This is a genomic window from Bradyrhizobium oligotrophicum, from assembly GCF_051168495.1.
GTDB lineage: Bacteria > Pseudomonadota > Alphaproteobacteria > Rhizobiales > Xanthobacteraceae > Bradyrhizobium > Bradyrhizobium oligotrophicum_A.
Genome location: NZ_JBNPVB010000043.1, coordinates 1 through 15,668, shown reverse-complemented (window position 1 = coordinate 15,668; position 15,668 = coordinate 1). Strand labels below are relative to the sequence as shown.

The following is a 15,668-nucleotide window of genomic DNA, read 5'->3' as shown; positions in this document are numbered from 1 at the left end:
ATAATTCCGAGTTATGTTTCACTGAAATGCCATCCATGCTATCCCTTGGAGGGTAAAAAGCAATCCCACAACCATTAATTTTATCAACCGATAATTTTACGTGGCTAGCCCAAGGGATCGACAATTCGACCGCGCCAGATCGTTCTTCTTGCGATCGCGGTGACTAAACTAAGTCAGACCCTTAACCCTCCCCCGCGCCCTCCATTCTCTGGCTCGGCGGGCGTCCGCTCCCAGATGAGAACAATCAGGGGCTTGGACAACTACTACCGGGATAGGAGCCAAGCCGGGTCTATATCGAGCGCCGTAGCGATCGCCCGCAACGTCTCGTCCGTTCCCGTCTTGCGGCGGTTTTCGAGATCGCTGATGTCGCCCTGAGCCAGCTTCGTTCGCTCGGCGATGTCGGCCTGGGTCAAGCCCTTCCACCGGCGTAGCGCACGGAGCAGGCTGTCCCCCGACAGCATGGCCGCCGTGACTTCCGCCGGCAGCCGCGCGTCCTGCCCGTTTTGAAGTGCGGCCATGCATTCATCGAAGACGGCAACATCGTCTGCGTCTTCGAGTTGATCGGCCACTGCGGCGGTGAGCGCGTCGAATTCGGCGCGGGTCAGAACGATCAGTTCGTCGCCGGAAGGTGTTCGGATCGTTTGCGGGCGGATCGGGATCATTGTCAGTTGTTCCTGTAGGTGGTTGTCGAGCGGCGACCGATCTGGTTCGCCAGAACAGCAGCGTCGTCTTCGCCGATGATGATGCGGTAGGCGCGGATTCGGAGGCGATAGCCTTCGCGGCCGGACAGTTTCTCGACGTCGCCCTGACCCGTCATGGCGTAGTTGTTGAGGACTTCGGTTACGCTGCCGCGCAATCTCAAAATCAAGGGATGATATCTCTGATATGGAAATCGTGCACGGAAGAACACTGTGATGCGCGTCCGATGCTTTCCCGGTTCAACGGCATGCATCGGCGGCACGGGTCACCGCGGCAAGCTCCGCCGGGAGTTGCGTGACGGTGTATAATAGGTAGGTGGGAACGTGGGGCTAAGCGGTCGCCTTCGCCAGCCCAAGCGCGAGACGCCGCAAGCGGGTTCCGAGACGAGAGACTCGTACAAACAACGAGTGTAGTGACGCACAAAGCTCGAATACTTCGCCCCCATCCACCCGACGGGCACTTCCCGCATTCCCCTCATGCGCAAACTGCCCGTCGAGCCAGTTTGCCGCATGCGTGAGGCTTGCACCGTCGGGCAAATCGCGACGATGATCCCGGCCATCCCGTTCGCGATGAAGAGGGCGTTTCGGCCGATCGTCACGAGGCGTAGCAGCGGGGAGCGGTGGACGTATCGGGCTTGGGACCTGCCTTGGCGGGCCGACGAGCAGGTCCGGTGCGGACGGTCAAGTCGCGTGGTCCTGGCCTCCCGATGCTGAGGTCAAGTTGGCGGCGGTGCGTAAAGCGCATCGTGCCGGCGATGGGGGCAAGACAGCCCGGTCCCCAGGGAGATCGCGAAGCAGCCGTTAAAACCATCGCGCAGGGAAGGCCGGGTCGTTCTGGCTGAACCTGTGGTTCCTGCCCCGTGCATTCTTTCCGCACGGGGGCCACGGGCCTCAGCCGAGGCTCGGTCTTCCCTGCACCCTCCGATGAAGCGGAGGGGAAACACTCTCCAAGCCTCGGGCGCCATGGGTGCCGCGAGACCGCGGCTTGCTGCGCCCTTGGACGGCGGGGTCGGGACCGTCCTCATGTTCTGGTGTGGATCTGGCCTGGAAGGGCGGTCGAGGGCGCCGGTTAACGATGAATATTCGAGCACCGCTTGCCACAACTGCTCCATCTTGTCGGCGCAAATCCGCCGCGGATGAATCCCTAAAACTCAGGTAAGCCCAGCAAAAGTAAGATTTTGGCAATCAATCAAACGCTAACTAAGGTTACCAAGGGCTCAACGTCATCCGGAGACCTGCACGTGAGCGAGCAAAAGGCCGACCAGACCAGCCTTGAGGCCAGCCCCGAGACCAGACCTGAGACCAGCATTAGCACGGCCAGTGCCGAGCCGGCGCTGAAGTCCTCCGCGTCCCCCGATGTCGTCGACGCCGCCATGCCGGTGGCCGCTCCGGCCGCAGAGACGAGGATCTCGCCCGACCACGAAGCGCCGGCGGCCGACCATCCGGGCATCGCCGTCAAGGCCGAGCCGAAGCGGCTCGACCTGGTCAAGCCCGAGGCGAGCAAGTCCGACACCGGCAAATCCGACAAGGTCAAGCCGGAGGCAGCCGCGCCGGAGACATCCAAGATCGATGCGATCAAGGCCAATACCGCCCGGCCCGATCAGGCCAAGCCCAATGCCAAAGCGCCGTCGACGATCCTGGACCTGATCAGGACCGAGCCGGTCAAGTCGGAGCCGGTCAAGGCCGTCGCCGCGGCGGGTGATCTTCTCAAGGTCGAGACGCCCAAGCTGTCGACGCTCGCGACCCATGCGCCCAAGGTCGGTCCGATCGGGACCGCCGCACCGAAACCCGAACTGCCCGGCAAGCCGGAACCGGCGATCAAGCCGGCGGCTTCTGTAAAGCCGGAAGCTGCCAAGCCGGAGGCGGCCGCCAAGCCCGAGATGGCCGGCAAGCCGGAGCCGGGCGTGAAGGCCGAGGCTGCGGTCAAGCCGGAGGCGCCGGCGAAGCGTTCGGTCACGTCGCCGGAGATCGGCTCGGTGAGCAAGGCGGCGATGGCCGGCGCTGCGGTCGACAAGGCCACCGCCTGGATCAAGGCCAATCTCGGAACCAGGTTCGAGACCGGGTTCAAGTCCGAACCGTCCAAATTCGATGCCGCCGCCAAGCCGGCGTCCACCGCCACGCTAGCGGCCGGCGCCGGAGCGGGGCTGCCTCCGCAACCCGGCAAGGCGGCATCGCCGGCCGCCGCTGCGGCCGGCCGGCTCGGGCTTCCGGCCATCGCTGCGATCGTGTTGCTGGCGATGGTGGTCGGTGGCGTGGCCGGCGGGCTGGCAACGGCGACCTTCGTCGATCGCTCCAGCGGTGGCACGGCCGAGAGCTCGACGGGCGGCGCTGCAGATCCGACGTTGAGCGCGGCGGTGTCGCGGATCGACAACGAGCTCGCGGCGCTCCGGGCCAGCCTGGAGCAGACCAACCAGACCAGCCTGGTCGAGCTGAACAAGTCGGCCGAGCGCCTCGACCGGCTCGAAAAGGTGCTGGGCGAACTTACGACCAAGTCGACCGGCAAACCGAGTGAATTGCAGCGGCTCAGCGAGGCCGTGGACCGGCTGCGCGCGGCGCAGGCCTCGGCGGCGTCGCAGGCGACCGCACGGGACACGACGGCGTCGGTGCCGCAGGCCGTCGGCGCGATCAACGCCGCGGCGCCGCCGCCGGGCGTTGCGACCCGGCAGGAGGCGAACCGGGCCGAGCCGGCCAGGACGGACGCGAGCCGGACCGAACCGAACAAGCCAGAAGCGGCCCGCGCCGAAGCGGCGAGGGCCGAGGCGACCCGCGCCGACGCCAACAAGCCCAAGGTCGTCGAGGGCTGGGTGCTGCGCGACGTCGGCCGCGGCGGTGCGTTGATCGAAGGCCGCGGCGGCCTCTACGAGGTCTATGCCGGCGATCCCGTCCCCGGACTCGGCAAGGTCGACGCCATCCGCAAGCAGGACGGCCGCTGGGTCGTCTTCACCACCAAGGGGCTTGTCGTCGCGCGCTGACCGGCCATCTCTTCTCGGCAATGAATCGCACGAGGCGCCTCACCGCGACGTGAGGCGCCTCGCCGCATAATGGCCAGACGCCGCCGCCTTTCGGCTATCTTCGGCCATTAGCAAGCCGGCGCGCGGCGCGGCCGCTGGCCCGTTCCGCGCGATCGATTGCGAAAGAGGAGGCGCGTCGTGCGACTGTCGGTGTTGGGCCTGTTGATGCTGTGCTGCGGCTCGCTCGCACATGCAGACGAGAGCGCGCCGCTCGAGCGTGGCACCGCGATCCTCGAGCCGTTCGCGTTGCGCGAACTCGACAAGGGCGCGTTCGGCCTCGGCAGGATGCTGGCGCCCTCGGCTGCGACTGTCGCGCCGCTGACCGACGCCGCGCTGTTCGCGCTGCCGTCCATGATGCCGGTGCGCAGGGCACTCGACGCCGAGTTCGACCGCTATGTCGAGAAGCACAAGGCGACCCTGCCGAACGAGAGCATCGGCGTCGGCACATCCTATGCCTTCCAGCTGTTCGACCGCGCCGTGCTCGACGCGCCCGATGCGCGCTTCGTGCTGGCCGGCGTCGTCAACCGCATGGATCGCGCCTTCGTCGATCCCTCGCATTGCGGCGAGGTGCGGCTGCTGTACCGTCTGACGCGGACCACGCCGCCGCAGGCCAAAGGCGGCGAGATCGCCCCGCCGCGGCTGCCGATGACGCTCAACGTCGTTATCAAGGCGCGCAGCGACGCTCAGGCGAAAAGCAATTCGCCGAGCTGCGCCGAGATCGCCAAGCGCTGGCTGGAGACGTCCGATCTGCAGCTGACCGGCGAGGAGCTCGCGGCGAAGCTGATGGAGCCGGATGGGCCGCTGGCGCTGATCACGCCGGAGAACATCCACCGCATCGAGACCAATCTGCAGATCGCGCATGCGCCGAAATCGGACATTCGTGATTTCCGCACCGACTACATGATGAAGGTGTTCGACCATCAGGCCACCAGCGGCACCTTCGAGGAGGTGGTGCTGGAGGACCAGGTCGACCGCGACCGGCTGCTTTCGGATGCCGCGCTGGCGGCCGAGTTCAAGGCCTGGCTGCTCGATCCCGTTCATCTCGGCGAGCTCGATCGCGGCACGGCCGTGATCCCCGACAAATTCCTGGCCAAGGTGGCGGTGGCGCCGACGCCGACGGGCTTCGTCGATTCCGATCTGCTGCCGGCTTTCGGGCTGGTGCAGCGCGAGGCAGGCGGACCGGCCCCGGTGTTCACGGAGAGCGACGTGGTCGGAGCCTTGGCGAAGGCAACGGCGCAAGGCGTGACGCTGCAGACCATCCGGTCGGTCGCCGGCTTCGAGCGCCGCCTCAACGATTCGAGCTGCGGCGGCTGTCACCAGACCCGCGGCATCGGCGGCTTCCATTTCCCCGGCGTCGACTGGATGGCGGAGAAGCCGTCCAACACCGTCGTCGTGCCGGGCTCGCCGCACTTCTTCGGCGACCAGATCCGCCGCCGCGACATCCTCACTGCCTTTGCCGAGGGCCGCACGCCGGATTTCTCGCGCGGCTTCGCCAGCCGTCCGCAGCTGCGCGGCAGCGATGAGCTCGCCGGCACGGTCTACAATGACGGCTGGGGCGGGCATTGCTATGCCAACCGCGCCGAGGCCGCCGACAACGACAAGAGCTTCTCGACCTGGACCTGCGCCGCGAACCTGTCCTGCCAGACCGGGCCCGCGACGCGGTTCGGCATGTGCTTCATCGCGACGCGCTAGGGTCAGGCCACCGCGCCGCGCGCGCGCAAGGTCCGGATGGCCTGGTCGTCGAAGCCGGCGCCGCGCAGGATCTCGTCGCTGTGCTCGCCGACGGCGGGCGGCTTGCGCGGGGCGACCTTGCGCTGGCCGTCGATGAAGATCGGGCTGTTGACGGTCAGCATGGTGTCGTTTTCGAACGGCACCAGCACCTCGTTCTCGATCATCTGCCGGTCGTTCGGAATATCGTCGAGAATGCCGACCACGCCGAACACCAGCCCGCTGCCGTCGAGGATCTTGCGCCATTCCGAAAGCGGCCTGGTCGCGAACACCGCGTCGAACTCATGGATCAGCTCGACCGAGCGGGCGTGGCGGTCCGCCTTGGTCGCGAACCGCGGATCGTCGATCAGCTCGTCACGGCCGAGACAGCGGGCGAGGATCGGCCACTGCTTCTCCTCGTTGAGCAGCGACAGCATGATCCAGCGGCCATCTTGGCATTTGTAGTGGTTGGCCACCGCGTTCAGCGCCCGCTCGCGCGGCCGCCGCTCGACGAAGGTCGCGCCGCACAGCTTGGCCTGGGCGAGCACGGAGGCGGCCCAGACCCCGTTCGCCATCAGGTTGGAGGCGACGTGGCTGCCTTTGCCGGTCTTCTCGCGCTGATAAAGCGCGGTGACGATCGCCCCATAGAACGCCATCGCGCAAGGGTGGTCGCCCATGCCGGCGACCGAGCGGGCGGGCGTCGTGTCCTCGTCGGCGCGCACCAGATCCATCAGCCCGGACCGGGCCCAATAGGCATTGCTGTCGAAGCCGGGCTTGTCGGCCTCCTCGCCTTTCTCGCCGTAGCCGGTGAACGACGCATAGATCAGCCGCGGATTCAACGGCGCGAGTTTCTCGTAGGCGAGGCCGAGCCTGGCGCGTACCGAGGGCGGAAAATTGGTGATGAAGACATCGGCTTTCATGACCAGCCGCTGCAGCACGGCCTGCGCTTCGGGCTTGGACAGGTCGAGCGCGATGCTGCGCTTGTTGCGGGCTTCGAGGACCCACGCGTAGTTATGCTCGCTGCGCGGATAGCCGGGCAGGTTCGGCAGGTTCCGGTAGGGATCGCCGGCGCCGGGCGGCTCGATCTTGATGACGTCGGCGCCGAAATCGGAAAGAACGGTCGCGGCTGCGGGGGCGGCGATGAAGCTCGCGCAGTCCAGCACCTTCAGGCCGTGGAAAATGCCCTTGTCGTCCATAAGGCGTCGCTCCCGTTGATTGCTTTCCGCATGCTGGAATTTTCGTCTTCGCGCGGTTCGACGCCCATTTGACGCGTGTCGGGCGGTCGAGGCAATGGCGGGGAGGGGCTGAAACTACAAACAAATACAAAATGCGATCAGGAGCGGGTGCCGCTCCTGTCTGGTGTCGTCGTGCGGAATTACGCTGGCGTGGTGAGAGGGACGACATGCGCCGAAAGGCGAAAAGCCGGAATGGCGCTGCACGCCGTCCGCTACACTTTCAGGTTTTCGGCCGAACTCCTGCCGCGGTTGGCGATCTCCTCGTACTCGATCGTCTGGCCCTCGTTGAGGGTCGTCAGCCCGGCTTTCTGCACTGCGGAGATGTGAACGAAAATGTCCTTGCCCCCGGCCGCGGGCTGAATGAAACCATAGCCCTTGGTCGGGTTGAACCACTTGACCGTACCTTTAGCCATACGTTGCCTCCGCGGGATCAACCAGATCGAGCCGGCGGTCCCCGCAAACCGTCCGGCCCGCATTTCAGAATACTGCGGTTGGGACAGGCTTGATAGCGCAAACAGCGGGCGCTTTTGGCCCGAATTGACCGATATCATGGCGGCTTCGTGGCGTTTGGCCGCCGCGCTCCCGCCGTGTTGCCCGCAACCATTCTGGGTATGACAGCGCACACTGCAAACAGGTTCAACGAAACGCGTCACGCAGCAGCGCCTTCATCTGGTGATGCCGGCGCCCCGAGATCGGCAGCATCCACGGCCGTCCGGACGTGCAGCGGCTCGGCGCGGCCGCGGATCTCCACCTGCTGCTGCGGCAGCGAGGCCGTGGCGAGCCCCGCCCGCGCATAGACCTCGTCGGAGATGATCACCTGACAGTCGAGCGTCTTCGTCATGTCCTGCAGCCGTGAGGCGACGTTGACGGCATCACCGAGCGCGGTGAACACCATATGGTCGCGATAGCCGATCTCGCCGACGATCACTTCACCGCCGTGAATGCCGATGCCGAAACGGATCGGCTCGTGCAGATCATGGCTGATGAGCTGGTTGAGCTCGGCGATGTTGGCTGCAATGTCACGGGCAGCCTGGATCGCCTGACCGCAGGCGACGTGCGGATCCGCCGAGAGTCCGAACAGCGCGAGCATGCCGTCGCCGACGAACTGATTGGGCTGGCCGCCATTGCGCAGCACCGCCTGCGATACCGCGCCCAGGAATCGGTTGACGATGAACACGACGTCGAAGGGCAGCCGTTTCTCGGCGAGGCTGGTCGAGCCGCGCATGTCGACGAACAGGCTGACGAGATAGCGTTCCTGCCCGATCCCGGCGCCGGGGCTGGCGTGTCCGCTCGCGTTCAGGTTCGGCATGAACAATTGAAAGAAGGAGAGATCGTCGGTGGGGCGCAACTGACAGGCCAGCCTGATCGACGGGTCGGCGGCGCCGACCTGCGCCAGCACGAAGGCCTCGCGCGCCGACGGTGCCGGCAGCCCGCTGCAATCGCCGACCACCCGGATGCGACACGTCGAGCAGCGCGCCCGGCCGCCGCACATGCTGGCATGCGGCACGTTGTTGCGCTGACTGGCCTCGAGCACGGAAAGACCCTTCTGCACCCGGATGACGCGTCCATTGTTGTAGGACAGGGTCACCATCCCGCCACGCCGCTCATGCAGCGCGCGGACGCCCCGGGCGGCGAGCACGACGACGATCAGGCCGAGAAAGCCGATGAGGAACCCGTTCACGATGGTCTCGATCGCAGCCTGCTCCGACGGGATGCCCGTCTGCATCTGAGACAGGTTTTCGGCATGCCATTGCGCCGTCGCGCTCGCGGCCATGACGTCACGGCCTCCCCGATAGAAGCCGAGCAGCGCCAACGCGGGGATCAGCACGGCGCAGGCGAGCAGCCAAGGCGCCGCCCGCCTGTAGAACGGCTTGAGGCGCAGCCAGCCGTGCAGGCCGATGCAGCCATGGCTCCATGATGCGAGCAGCGCCGCCGACATCAGCCAGACGCGCCATGATGGGCCAGACCAATAGGCATACAGAACCTGCGGATAGAGCTTCTCGTGTCCGTACAGGGTCTGGCCGAGGCGGACGCCGGCGATGTGGCCGAAGATCAGCGCCGGCACACTGAGGCCAAGCACGAGCTGCAGCGGCTCGATCACGCCGCGGCTGAACTGCCGGCGCTGGTAGAGCGCCCAGACGCCGAGGCCGCCATGGATGAGGACGGCGGCATAGAACAGCACGGCGACCGGTAGAAACTGCCAGAACGCCACATGGTAGGCCACGCCGGCGGCCAGCGCCTGCACCGACACGTTGCCGAGCGCATGATTGAGAAAATGGCTGAGCAGGTAGCTGAAGAGAATGATGCCGCAAATGAGACGCAGCTGGCGCACGCCGATGCCGCGAAAGGCCGTTTGCAAGCGATGGGAAATCGAAAGGGTCATGTGGTCCGTATCGACGTGAACCGCGATGGTAGAGATTTATTCCGGAGCGGAATAGAGGTGTGGATCTCGGCGCGGTGGGGGGCCACGTTGACTCGCCCCGCGGAGTCGGGGAAAAGCACCGCGTGACGGCGATCTCCCCCAGCAGTGACGGTCAGGCTTTCCGGTCCACGCGCGCCGCGTGGCTCATGGCCGTGGCCATCATCGCGGTCATGACGATCATCCGCGTCGTCTACGCCGGCGCGCTCGATCTGCGCACCGACGAGGCCTATTACTGGACCTGGTCCAAAGAGCTGCAGCTCTGCTTCCTCGATCACCCGCCCATGATCGCGTGGTTCATCCGGCTTGGAACTGCGCTGCTCGGCGAGACCAATCTCGGCGTTCGCTTCGCCGGTATTGTCGCAATGGCGGCGTCGCAGATCCTGCTCGCCGACATCATCCGCCGCGTCACGCATGATGTCCGGGCCGTGGTCCTCGCCGTACTGCTGCCGGAAGCTGCGCTGTATTACGGCCTGCTGATGGCCAAGGTCGCGCCCGACATTGCGGCGATCCCGTTTGCGCTCGCGATGGTCTGGGCGCTGGTGCGTCTGGTCGAAACCGATGACGGCCGCTGGTGGCTGGCCGCCGGCCTGTTCGGCGGCCTGGCGCTGCTGTCGAAGTTCACCGTCGTCATGCTGTTGCCGGCCGTGGCGGCGTTTTGGCTCGTTCCGGCCTGGCGGAGCCGCTGGCTCGCCAGTCCCTATCCCTGGTGCGGCGCGCTGATCGCGCTCGCCGTGTTCTCGCCGGTGCTGATCTGGAACGCGCAGCATGATTGGGCCTCGTTCCGATTCCAGTTCATCCGCGCCACCGCGCCACGTGATTTTTCCTGGCGAACCCTCGGCGACTACATCGGGCTGCAGTTCGGACAGGTCGGCTTCGTGCTGCTGCCGGTCACGCTGTCGGCGCTGGTGCTGACCGCCTGGCGCGGCTATCGGACGCGCGAGCCGGTCGCGATCCTGCTGTCGACCTCCGTGCTGGTGCCGTTCCTCTACTTCCTGTGGAAGTCGCTGACCTTGCGGATCGGCGACACCTGGCCGATGTTCATGTGGCCGATCGGCTTTGCGGCGGTCGCGATCAACATTGTCGAGCTGACGCGGGAGGGCGCGCCGGCGTGGCTGATCCGTTCGACCATTCGCTGGGCACGTGTGGCTGTCGTGACTGGAATTGCGATGGTCGTCCTGGTCTTCCTCTACTATGTCGCTGCGCCCTGGAATTTCATCGGCCGGACCGATCCGATCGGCGCGGAGGCCGGCTATCAGCAGGTTGCGGCGCGCGTCGAGCAGGAGCTGCAAACGACCGGCGCGACCTGGATCGCGACCTCCGACTATCGCACCTATGCGATGATGCGATGGTTCTTCAGGGGGCGCGTGCCGGTGGTCCAGATCAACGAGCGCGCGCGGTTCATGGGCTTTCGTGATCCGGGCATGAACCTGATCGCGGGACATGCCGGCCTCTATGTCGTGCGCGAGCCGGACAATGCCGCGCGGCTGTGGGCTGGCACGACGGCGCAGCTCGAACCGCGCGGGTCGGTGCAGCGGAGCTGGCGCGGCACCGTCATGGACAGCTATGCGCTCTCGACGCTGAAGGGCTGGACGCCGGAGCTGTCGCCTCCACCGGACTCGCCGTTGTATCAATGGCGCTGGCTCGCCGGCGATCCTGGCTCGACGCCCTCAGCCTGAACCTCATTCATTCTCCTCCTGTTTGCGCAGCAGATCCTTGGCGAGATCGGCGAGCGCCGGGCGCGGCAGCGCCGCAAACGGCATCGGCCGCGTCACGTCGATGGCCGCGAGGCCGAGTCGCGCTGTCAGCAGCCCGTTGAGCACGCCTTCGCCGAGCCGCTGCGACAGTTTCGCGGCGATGCCGTGACCCAGCACCTGCTGGATCAGGCTGTCGCTCGCTGCCATGCCGCCGGTGATGGCGAGATGGGCGATGACGTGGCGCAGCAGGCTGATCATGCCGAGTGTTCCGGGGCGGCCGCCATAGAGCCGCGCCAACTGGCGGATCATCCGCAAGCTCGCGACGAACACGAACAGCACGTCGATCAGCGCGCGCGGGCTCACGGCCGTGACGACGCTGACGCGCTGCGCCGCGACCGACACCAGCCGCCGCGCCTCGATGTCCAGCGGCGCCATCAGCTCGCGCTCGGCGAGCTTGATCATGTCGGCGCCGTCGATGATGTCGTCGGCATGGCCGGCAAGTTCCGCGCGCGGCCGCGCGAGCCGCGGATTGGCATGCGCGATCCGCAACAGTTCGGCGATGACGTCGCGGCTCTCGGCGCGATCGTCGGACAACAGCACCGCAGCGGCGCGCTGATGCAGCTTCTCGATGGTGGCGAGCCGCACCAGGCCATAGGTTTCGCGCGCGATCACGGCGGCCAGTGCAATCGCCGCCGCAGCAGCCAATCCGGCGCCGACATAGCCGAGCGCTTCGCTGCGCGCGAACAGATCCTCGATCAGATGGGTGACGCCGAGGCCGAGGCCGAGCAGGACGAGGCCGGCGACCGATCCCCAAAAAAGCGCGCCCCAGCGAAAGCCGCGCCGGGCCGGCAGCATGACCTCGAGCGGCACCGGCAATTGCGCCGGATCGGCTTCCGGCGTGATCTGGATGGTGCCGCGGCCGGGCCGGCCGGTCTCCTCGGCATCGACCACGACGACGTCGGGATCGTCGAGCCGGAAGGTCTGGGGACGGCGGGGCTGGGCACGGTCCTTGTCACGTTCCTTGGCACGTTCGCTCATTGCAGCCGGTCTCCGATCAGGAACTGAAGGGCGCGGTCCATCCGGATATGGGGCAGAGCGGGCTCGCCGCCAGCGTCCGGGGTCAGCAAAGGCGGGCGGAAGCGCAGGAAACGGAAATCGGTGCCGTCGGCGCCAACGCTGGACAGGCCGCGATAGGCGCCGCCCTTGAACAGGTCCTCGGCGTCGGCGGGCAGCTCGCCGGGAAAGGTGGCGACCTCGGTGTTGCCGTCGAAGATCTCGCCATTGGCGCTCTCGCCGGCGGCGGGGGTGCCGAGCAGCGACGGCAGCTTGTCGCGTCCGCGCGCCACCAGCGCCTCGCGCGTCGCCCTGACCGCGGCCAGCGCCACCACGTCGATCGCAGCCCCCGTGCTTTCGGCGCGGGCCACGGCGCGGTTGACGGCGCGGCGCAGCACGGCCTCCAGCCGGTCGTGGCTGGTGTGATGCAGATGGTCGGCCTTGGTCGCCGCGAACAAAATGCGGTCGATGCGCGGCCGGAACAGCGCTGACAGCACGTTGCCGCGACCGACCCGGAAGCAGTCGAGAATGCCGGTCAGCGCGGCCTCGAGATCGTGCAGCGCCTCCGGCCCGGCATTGAACGCCGACAGCGCGTCGACGAGCACGATCTGCCGGTCGAGCCGGGCAAAATGGTCGCGGAAGAACGGCCTCACCACGATGTCCTTGTAGGACTCGTAGCGGCGCGCCATCATCGCCCACAGCGAGCCGCTCGGCGCGTGTCCGTCTGCGGGCACGTCGAGCGGCGCGAAGGTGAGCGCGGGCGAGCCCGCGAGATTTCCCGGCATCAGGAAACGCCCAGGCGGCAGCAGGCTCATGGCGAAGCGCTCGTCGCGGCAGGCGCGCAGATAGTCGGTGAACAGGCGGGCCGCCTCCAGCGTCGCCGGCTCGTCCTCGCGGCCGTCGGGGGTGAGCGTCGCCAGATGCGCATGCCATGCCGCCGCCACATGGGCCCGCGGCTCGCTGCGCGACAGCGCGAGGCTCTCGTGCGCCCACTGCTCGTAGCTCTGGTTCAGCAGCGGCAAATCGAGCAGCCATTCGCCGGGATAGTCGACGATGTCGAGCGTGAGGGTGCGCTCGGCGCCGTTGGCGCGTTGGAATTCGATCACCAGCCGGAGCTCGCTGATGTCAACCGTCGAACTCGGCCAGCGCCGCTCCGCGACCAGCGCCCGCACATGGCTCTCATAGGCGAAGCGCGGCACGCCGTCATCCGGTTGCGGCGAGAGATAGGCGCGGGCGATCCGGCCGGAGGCCAGGGCCTCGAACACCGGCATGCGTCCGCCGCGAACCAAGCCGTGGATCAGCGCGGTGATGAACACGGTCTTGCCGGCGCGTGACAGCCCGGTGACGCCGAGGCGGATGGTCGGGTTGAGGAAGCTCTCGCCGTAATCGAGCAAGGCGCGGGCCGAGAGCCGCGCTTCCTCGACGAGTTCGGAAAAGGACATCATGGGAGGAGGGGGAGTCGCCAGTTGAAAAGGCCGTGAGCGATTGTTGACAGGTGGCGATGCAAAACGGGGGATTCAAGCGCACATTTCCGGGCCGATTTCGGATAGAACCAGAGTTTGAACGGAACGTTGACCACTGGAAACCATAATCCTTCCGGCACTATCGTCTCGGAAAATCGGCACCAGGTTCTGACATGACCGTATTTCAACTGAAACAGTTCGCCTCGACCTCCGTCCATGCGGCCACCGGCGCGATGCGCTGGAACTATGACAAGGTCGAGATGATCGCGGACGGCGTCGTCCATATCATCGGCATCGCCGCCGGTCTGGTCGCGGCCACCGTGCTCGTGGTGCTGACCTCGATCTATGCCAGCGCCGTCGACATCGTCGTGGTGTCGATCTATGTCGCGGGCCTGCTGTCGATGCTGACCCTGTCGGCGACCTACAATCTGTGGCCGGTGTCGCCGACCAAATGGGTGCTGCGCCGGTTCGATCATTCCGCGATCTACGTGCTGATCGCCGCGACCTATACGCCGTTCATCGCGTCCTTGAAGGACACGCTGTTCTCGGCCGCGCTGCTGCTCGGGGTCTGGGGCGTGGCCATCTTCGGCATCGTGCTCAAGCTGCGCTGGCCCGGCCGTTTCGACGCCCTGTCGATCGGGCTGTATCTGGCGCTCGGCTGGAGCGGCATCATGATGTACGACCGGGTCATCGCGGTGATGCCGACCTCGGTGCTGGCCTGTATCCTGGCCGGCGGCATCCTCTACAGCCTCGGCGTCATCTTCCACTCGTGGCGGCGCTTGCGTTTCCAGAACGCGATCTGGCATGGTTTCGTGCTGCTGGGCGCCGCTTTCCACTACACGGCGGTGCTCGACCTGGTCTTGACCTAGAAAATTCCACGCGGAGGGCTTTGCATGCAGGTGACCGGACAGATCGTGGTGGTCACCGGCGGAGCCCGCGGCATCGGCAAGGCGCTGTGCGAGGCGTTCGCCCGCGCCGGGGCCGCCAAGGTGATCGTGGCCGATCTCGACGAGGCCGGGGCCAAATCCGTCGCAGACGGGATCGGCGGCGCGGCGTTCAGATGCGACGTCTCCCGGGAAGCCGACATCCAGCATGTGATCGAGGAGACCGAGCGGCAGTTCGGGCCGATCGCGCTGTTCTGCTCCAATGCCGGCATCGGCGGCGGCTTCGATCCGCTGTCGGTGAATGTCGGCGGCACGTCCGACGAGCCCTGGGCGCGAAGCTGGGCGATTCACGTCATGGCCCATGTCTGGGCGGCGCGACACCTGATCCCGCGCTACAAGGCGCGCGGCGGCGGCTACTTCCTCAACACGATCTCGGCGGCGGGCCTGCTGTCGCAGGTCGGCAGCGCGCCGTATTCGACCACGAAGCATGCCGCGGTGGGATTTGCCGAGAATCTCGCGATCTCGCACAAGGCCGACAACATCAAGGTCTCGATCCTGTGTCCGCAGGGCGTCGACACCGACATGCTGCGCGCGATCCCCAAGGGCCCGCAATCCGGCGACGGCGACCTCACGCCGGAGCAGGTCGCGCAGGACGTGCTCAAGGGCTTGGCCGAGGAGTCGTTCCTGATTTTGCCGCATCCCCAGGTGCTCGGCTACATGCGCAAGAAGACCGAGAACTACGATCGCTGGCTCGGCGGCATGGCCAAGATCCAGGCGAAGCTGCGCGAGGAGTTCGGGAAGTAGAGGGTCTGCCGAGCGAAGTCGCTCATAGCACGTTGTGCAATACAGCGCCCTCTCCCCTTGTGGGAGAGGGCATGGAGGACAGAGCGGCAAACTCGGTCGGGTGAGGGGTATCTCTCCACGAACTTCACTCGCGGAGAGATACCCCTCACCCAAGCGAGCGCGCGGAGAGTCCATACATGCCCTCTCCCACAAGGGGAGAGGGCGCATTTGCTAGCATAGCATCGCATCTCATAACTTCGTGCTCCGCGATGCAGGCAAAGATTGCCACGGCACCCTCGTCGGGGGCAGGGCCGATTCACATCTCAAACAGCATGGCCATGACTCCGCATTCTCGCGGCGCCTGACGCCCGAGTTCTGCGATCGACATGTCCCTTCGAATGGACGAAGGGCGCAGGGAATGCCATGGCCCGCCTGCAGCAAAAAATGCAGGCGGCAGGTACCACAGGCAAAGCCGAACACTCCGGCATTCCCTGCGCGACGGTCTTCACGCTTATACGCAGTCTCCCTGGTGCGCCGGGCTTGTTGGCCACCATGCCGCGACAATGCTTGCGCATTGCGCGGGTGATACCAGCGTCGGGGTATCAGGACGCTGCGACTTCACGTCCACGGTCCAACCGTTCGTCGGCGCGCCCGAAGACACGCTGCGGCAGACCGCGGCCATCGCATCCCCACCTCGCGTGTCGTGACGATCGCGCGC

At 66.4% G+C, this 15,668-nt stretch carries 11 protein-coding genes and 1 pseudogene; 5 read left to right on the top strand and 7 right to left on the bottom strand.

The features are described from left to right. Positions 1-263 precede the first annotated feature (263 nt). Complete coding sequence (locus ACQR1B_RS35795; protein ID WP_434834254.1) at positions 264-662, bottom strand: helix-turn-helix domain-containing protein; 399 nt, start codon at positions 660-662, stop codon at positions 264-266. 2 nt (positions 663-664) lie between these two features. Further along, positions 665-952, bottom strand: coding sequence for a hypothetical protein (locus ACQR1B_RS35790; protein ID WP_434834255.1), 288 nt, complete (start codon positions 950-952; stop codon positions 665-667). A gap of 2,535 nt (positions 953-3,487) precedes the next feature. Between ACQR1B_RS35790 and ACQR1B_RS35785 the strand changes: the two are divergent. Both ACQR1B_RS35785 and ACQR1B_RS35780 read left to right on the top strand, forming a co-directional pair. Beyond that, positions 3,488-3,670: pseudogene (locus ACQR1B_RS35785) on the top strand (hypothetical protein); the annotation flags it as partial. A 204-nt stretch (positions 3,671-3,874) separates the two neighbouring features. Further along, complete coding sequence (locus ACQR1B_RS35780; RefSeq protein WP_434834432.1) at positions 3,875-5,401, top strand: hypothetical protein; 1,527 nt, start codon at positions 3,875-3,877, stop codon at positions 5,399-5,401. A gap of 2 nt (positions 5,402-5,403) precedes the next feature. Here the strand turns inward: ACQR1B_RS35780 and ACQR1B_RS35775 are convergent, their stop codons facing one another. The 3 genes from ACQR1B_RS35775 to ACQR1B_RS35765 form a co-directional block, all read right to left on the bottom strand. Next, positions 5,404-6,612 (bottom strand): CaiB/BaiF CoA transferase family protein, encoded by a 1,209-nt coding sequence (locus ACQR1B_RS35775; protein WP_434834256.1) that lies wholly within the window; start codon positions 6,610-6,612, stop codon positions 5,404-5,406. A gap of 251 nt (positions 6,613-6,863) precedes the next feature. Next, complete coding sequence (locus ACQR1B_RS35770) at positions 6,864-7,064, bottom strand: cold-shock protein (RefSeq protein ID WP_006609369.1); 201 nt, start codon at positions 7,062-7,064, stop codon at positions 6,864-6,866. Between the two features lie 236 nt (positions 7,065-7,300). Beyond that, positions 7,301-9,034, bottom strand: coding sequence for an adenylate/guanylate cyclase domain-containing protein (locus tag ACQR1B_RS35765; protein ID WP_434834257.1), 1,734 nt, complete (start codon positions 9,032-9,034; stop codon positions 7,301-7,303). Between the two features lie 185 nt (positions 9,035-9,219). On the opposite strand from ACQR1B_RS35765, the gene ACQR1B_RS35760 reads away from it, so the two are divergent. Further along, positions 9,220-10,749, top strand: coding sequence for a glycosyltransferase family 39 protein (locus ACQR1B_RS35760; protein ID WP_434834258.1), 1,530 nt, complete (start codon positions 9,220-9,222; stop codon positions 10,747-10,749). 3 nt (positions 10,750-10,752) lie between these two features. On the opposite strand, the gene ACQR1B_RS35755 is transcribed toward ACQR1B_RS35760, so the two are convergent. Together ACQR1B_RS35755 and ACQR1B_RS35750 are read right to left on the bottom strand one after the other, a co-directional pair. Next, entirely contained in the window at positions 10,753-11,805 is a 1,053-nt protein-coding gene (locus tag ACQR1B_RS35755) for a YcjF family protein (protein ID WP_434834259.1), read from the bottom strand. After that, entirely contained in the window at positions 11,802-13,265 is a 1,464-nt protein-coding gene (locus ACQR1B_RS35750) for a YcjX family protein (protein ID WP_434834260.1), read from the bottom strand. Before ACQR1B_RS35750 ends, ACQR1B_RS35755 begins: the two co-directional genes overlap by 4 nt. 191 nt (positions 13,266-13,456) lie before the next feature. Here ACQR1B_RS35750 and trhA point away from each other — a divergent pair, with 191 nt between their 5' ends. Further along, positions 13,457-14,152, top strand: coding sequence for a PAQR family membrane homeostasis protein TrhA (trhA, locus tag ACQR1B_RS35745; protein ID WP_434834261.1), 696 nt, complete (start codon positions 13,457-13,459; stop codon positions 14,150-14,152). A 24-nt stretch (positions 14,153-14,176) separates the two neighbouring features. After that, positions 14,177-14,971 carry an SDR family oxidoreductase gene (locus ACQR1B_RS35740; RefSeq protein ID WP_434834262.1) on the top strand — a complete coding sequence of 265 codons (795 nt, stop codon included), beginning with the start codon at positions 14,177-14,179 and terminating at the stop codon, positions 14,969-14,971. The last annotated feature ends 697 nt before the right edge of the window (positions 14,972-15,668 follow it).

Coding starts and splice junctions, on each gene's coding strand:
- ACQR1B_RS35770 (WP_006609369.1), bottom strand. CDS start 7,064: ATGGCTAAAGGTACGGTCAAGTGGTTCAACCCGACCAAGGGCTATGGT.
- ACQR1B_RS35780 (WP_434834432.1), top strand. CDS start 3,875: ATGCTGTGCTGCGGCTCGCTCGCACATGCAGACGAGAGCGCGCCGCTC.
- ACQR1B_RS35775 (WP_434834256.1), bottom strand. CDS start 6,612: ATGGACGACAAGGGCATTTTCCACGGCCTGAAGGTGCTGGACTGCGCG.
- ACQR1B_RS35740 (WP_434834262.1), top strand. CDS start 14,177: ATGCAGGTGACCGGACAGATCGTGGTGGTCACCGGCGGAGCCCGCGGC.
- ACQR1B_RS35790 (WP_434834255.1), bottom strand. CDS start 952: ATGCATGCCGTTGAACCGGGAAAGCATCGGACGCGCATCACAGTGTTC.
- ACQR1B_RS35760 (WP_434834258.1), top strand. CDS start 9,220: ATGGCCGTGGCCATCATCGCGGTCATGACGATCATCCGCGTCGTCTAC.
- ACQR1B_RS35795 (WP_434834254.1), bottom strand. CDS start 662: ATGATCCCGATCCGCCCGCAAACGATCCGAACACCTTCCGGCGACGAA.
- ACQR1B_RS35765 (WP_434834257.1), bottom strand. CDS start 9,034: ATGACCCTTTCGATTTCCCATCGCTTGCAAACGGCCTTTCGCGGCATC.
- ACQR1B_RS35755 (WP_434834259.1), bottom strand. CDS start 11,805: ATGAGCGAACGTGCCAAGGAACGTGACAAGGACCGTGCCCAGCCCCGC.
- trhA (WP_434834261.1), top strand. CDS start 13,457: ATGACCGTATTTCAACTGAAACAGTTCGCCTCGACCTCCGTCCATGCG.
- ACQR1B_RS35750 (WP_434834260.1), bottom strand. CDS start 13,265: ATGATGTCCTTTTCCGAACTCGTCGAGGAAGCGCGGCTCTCGGCCCGC.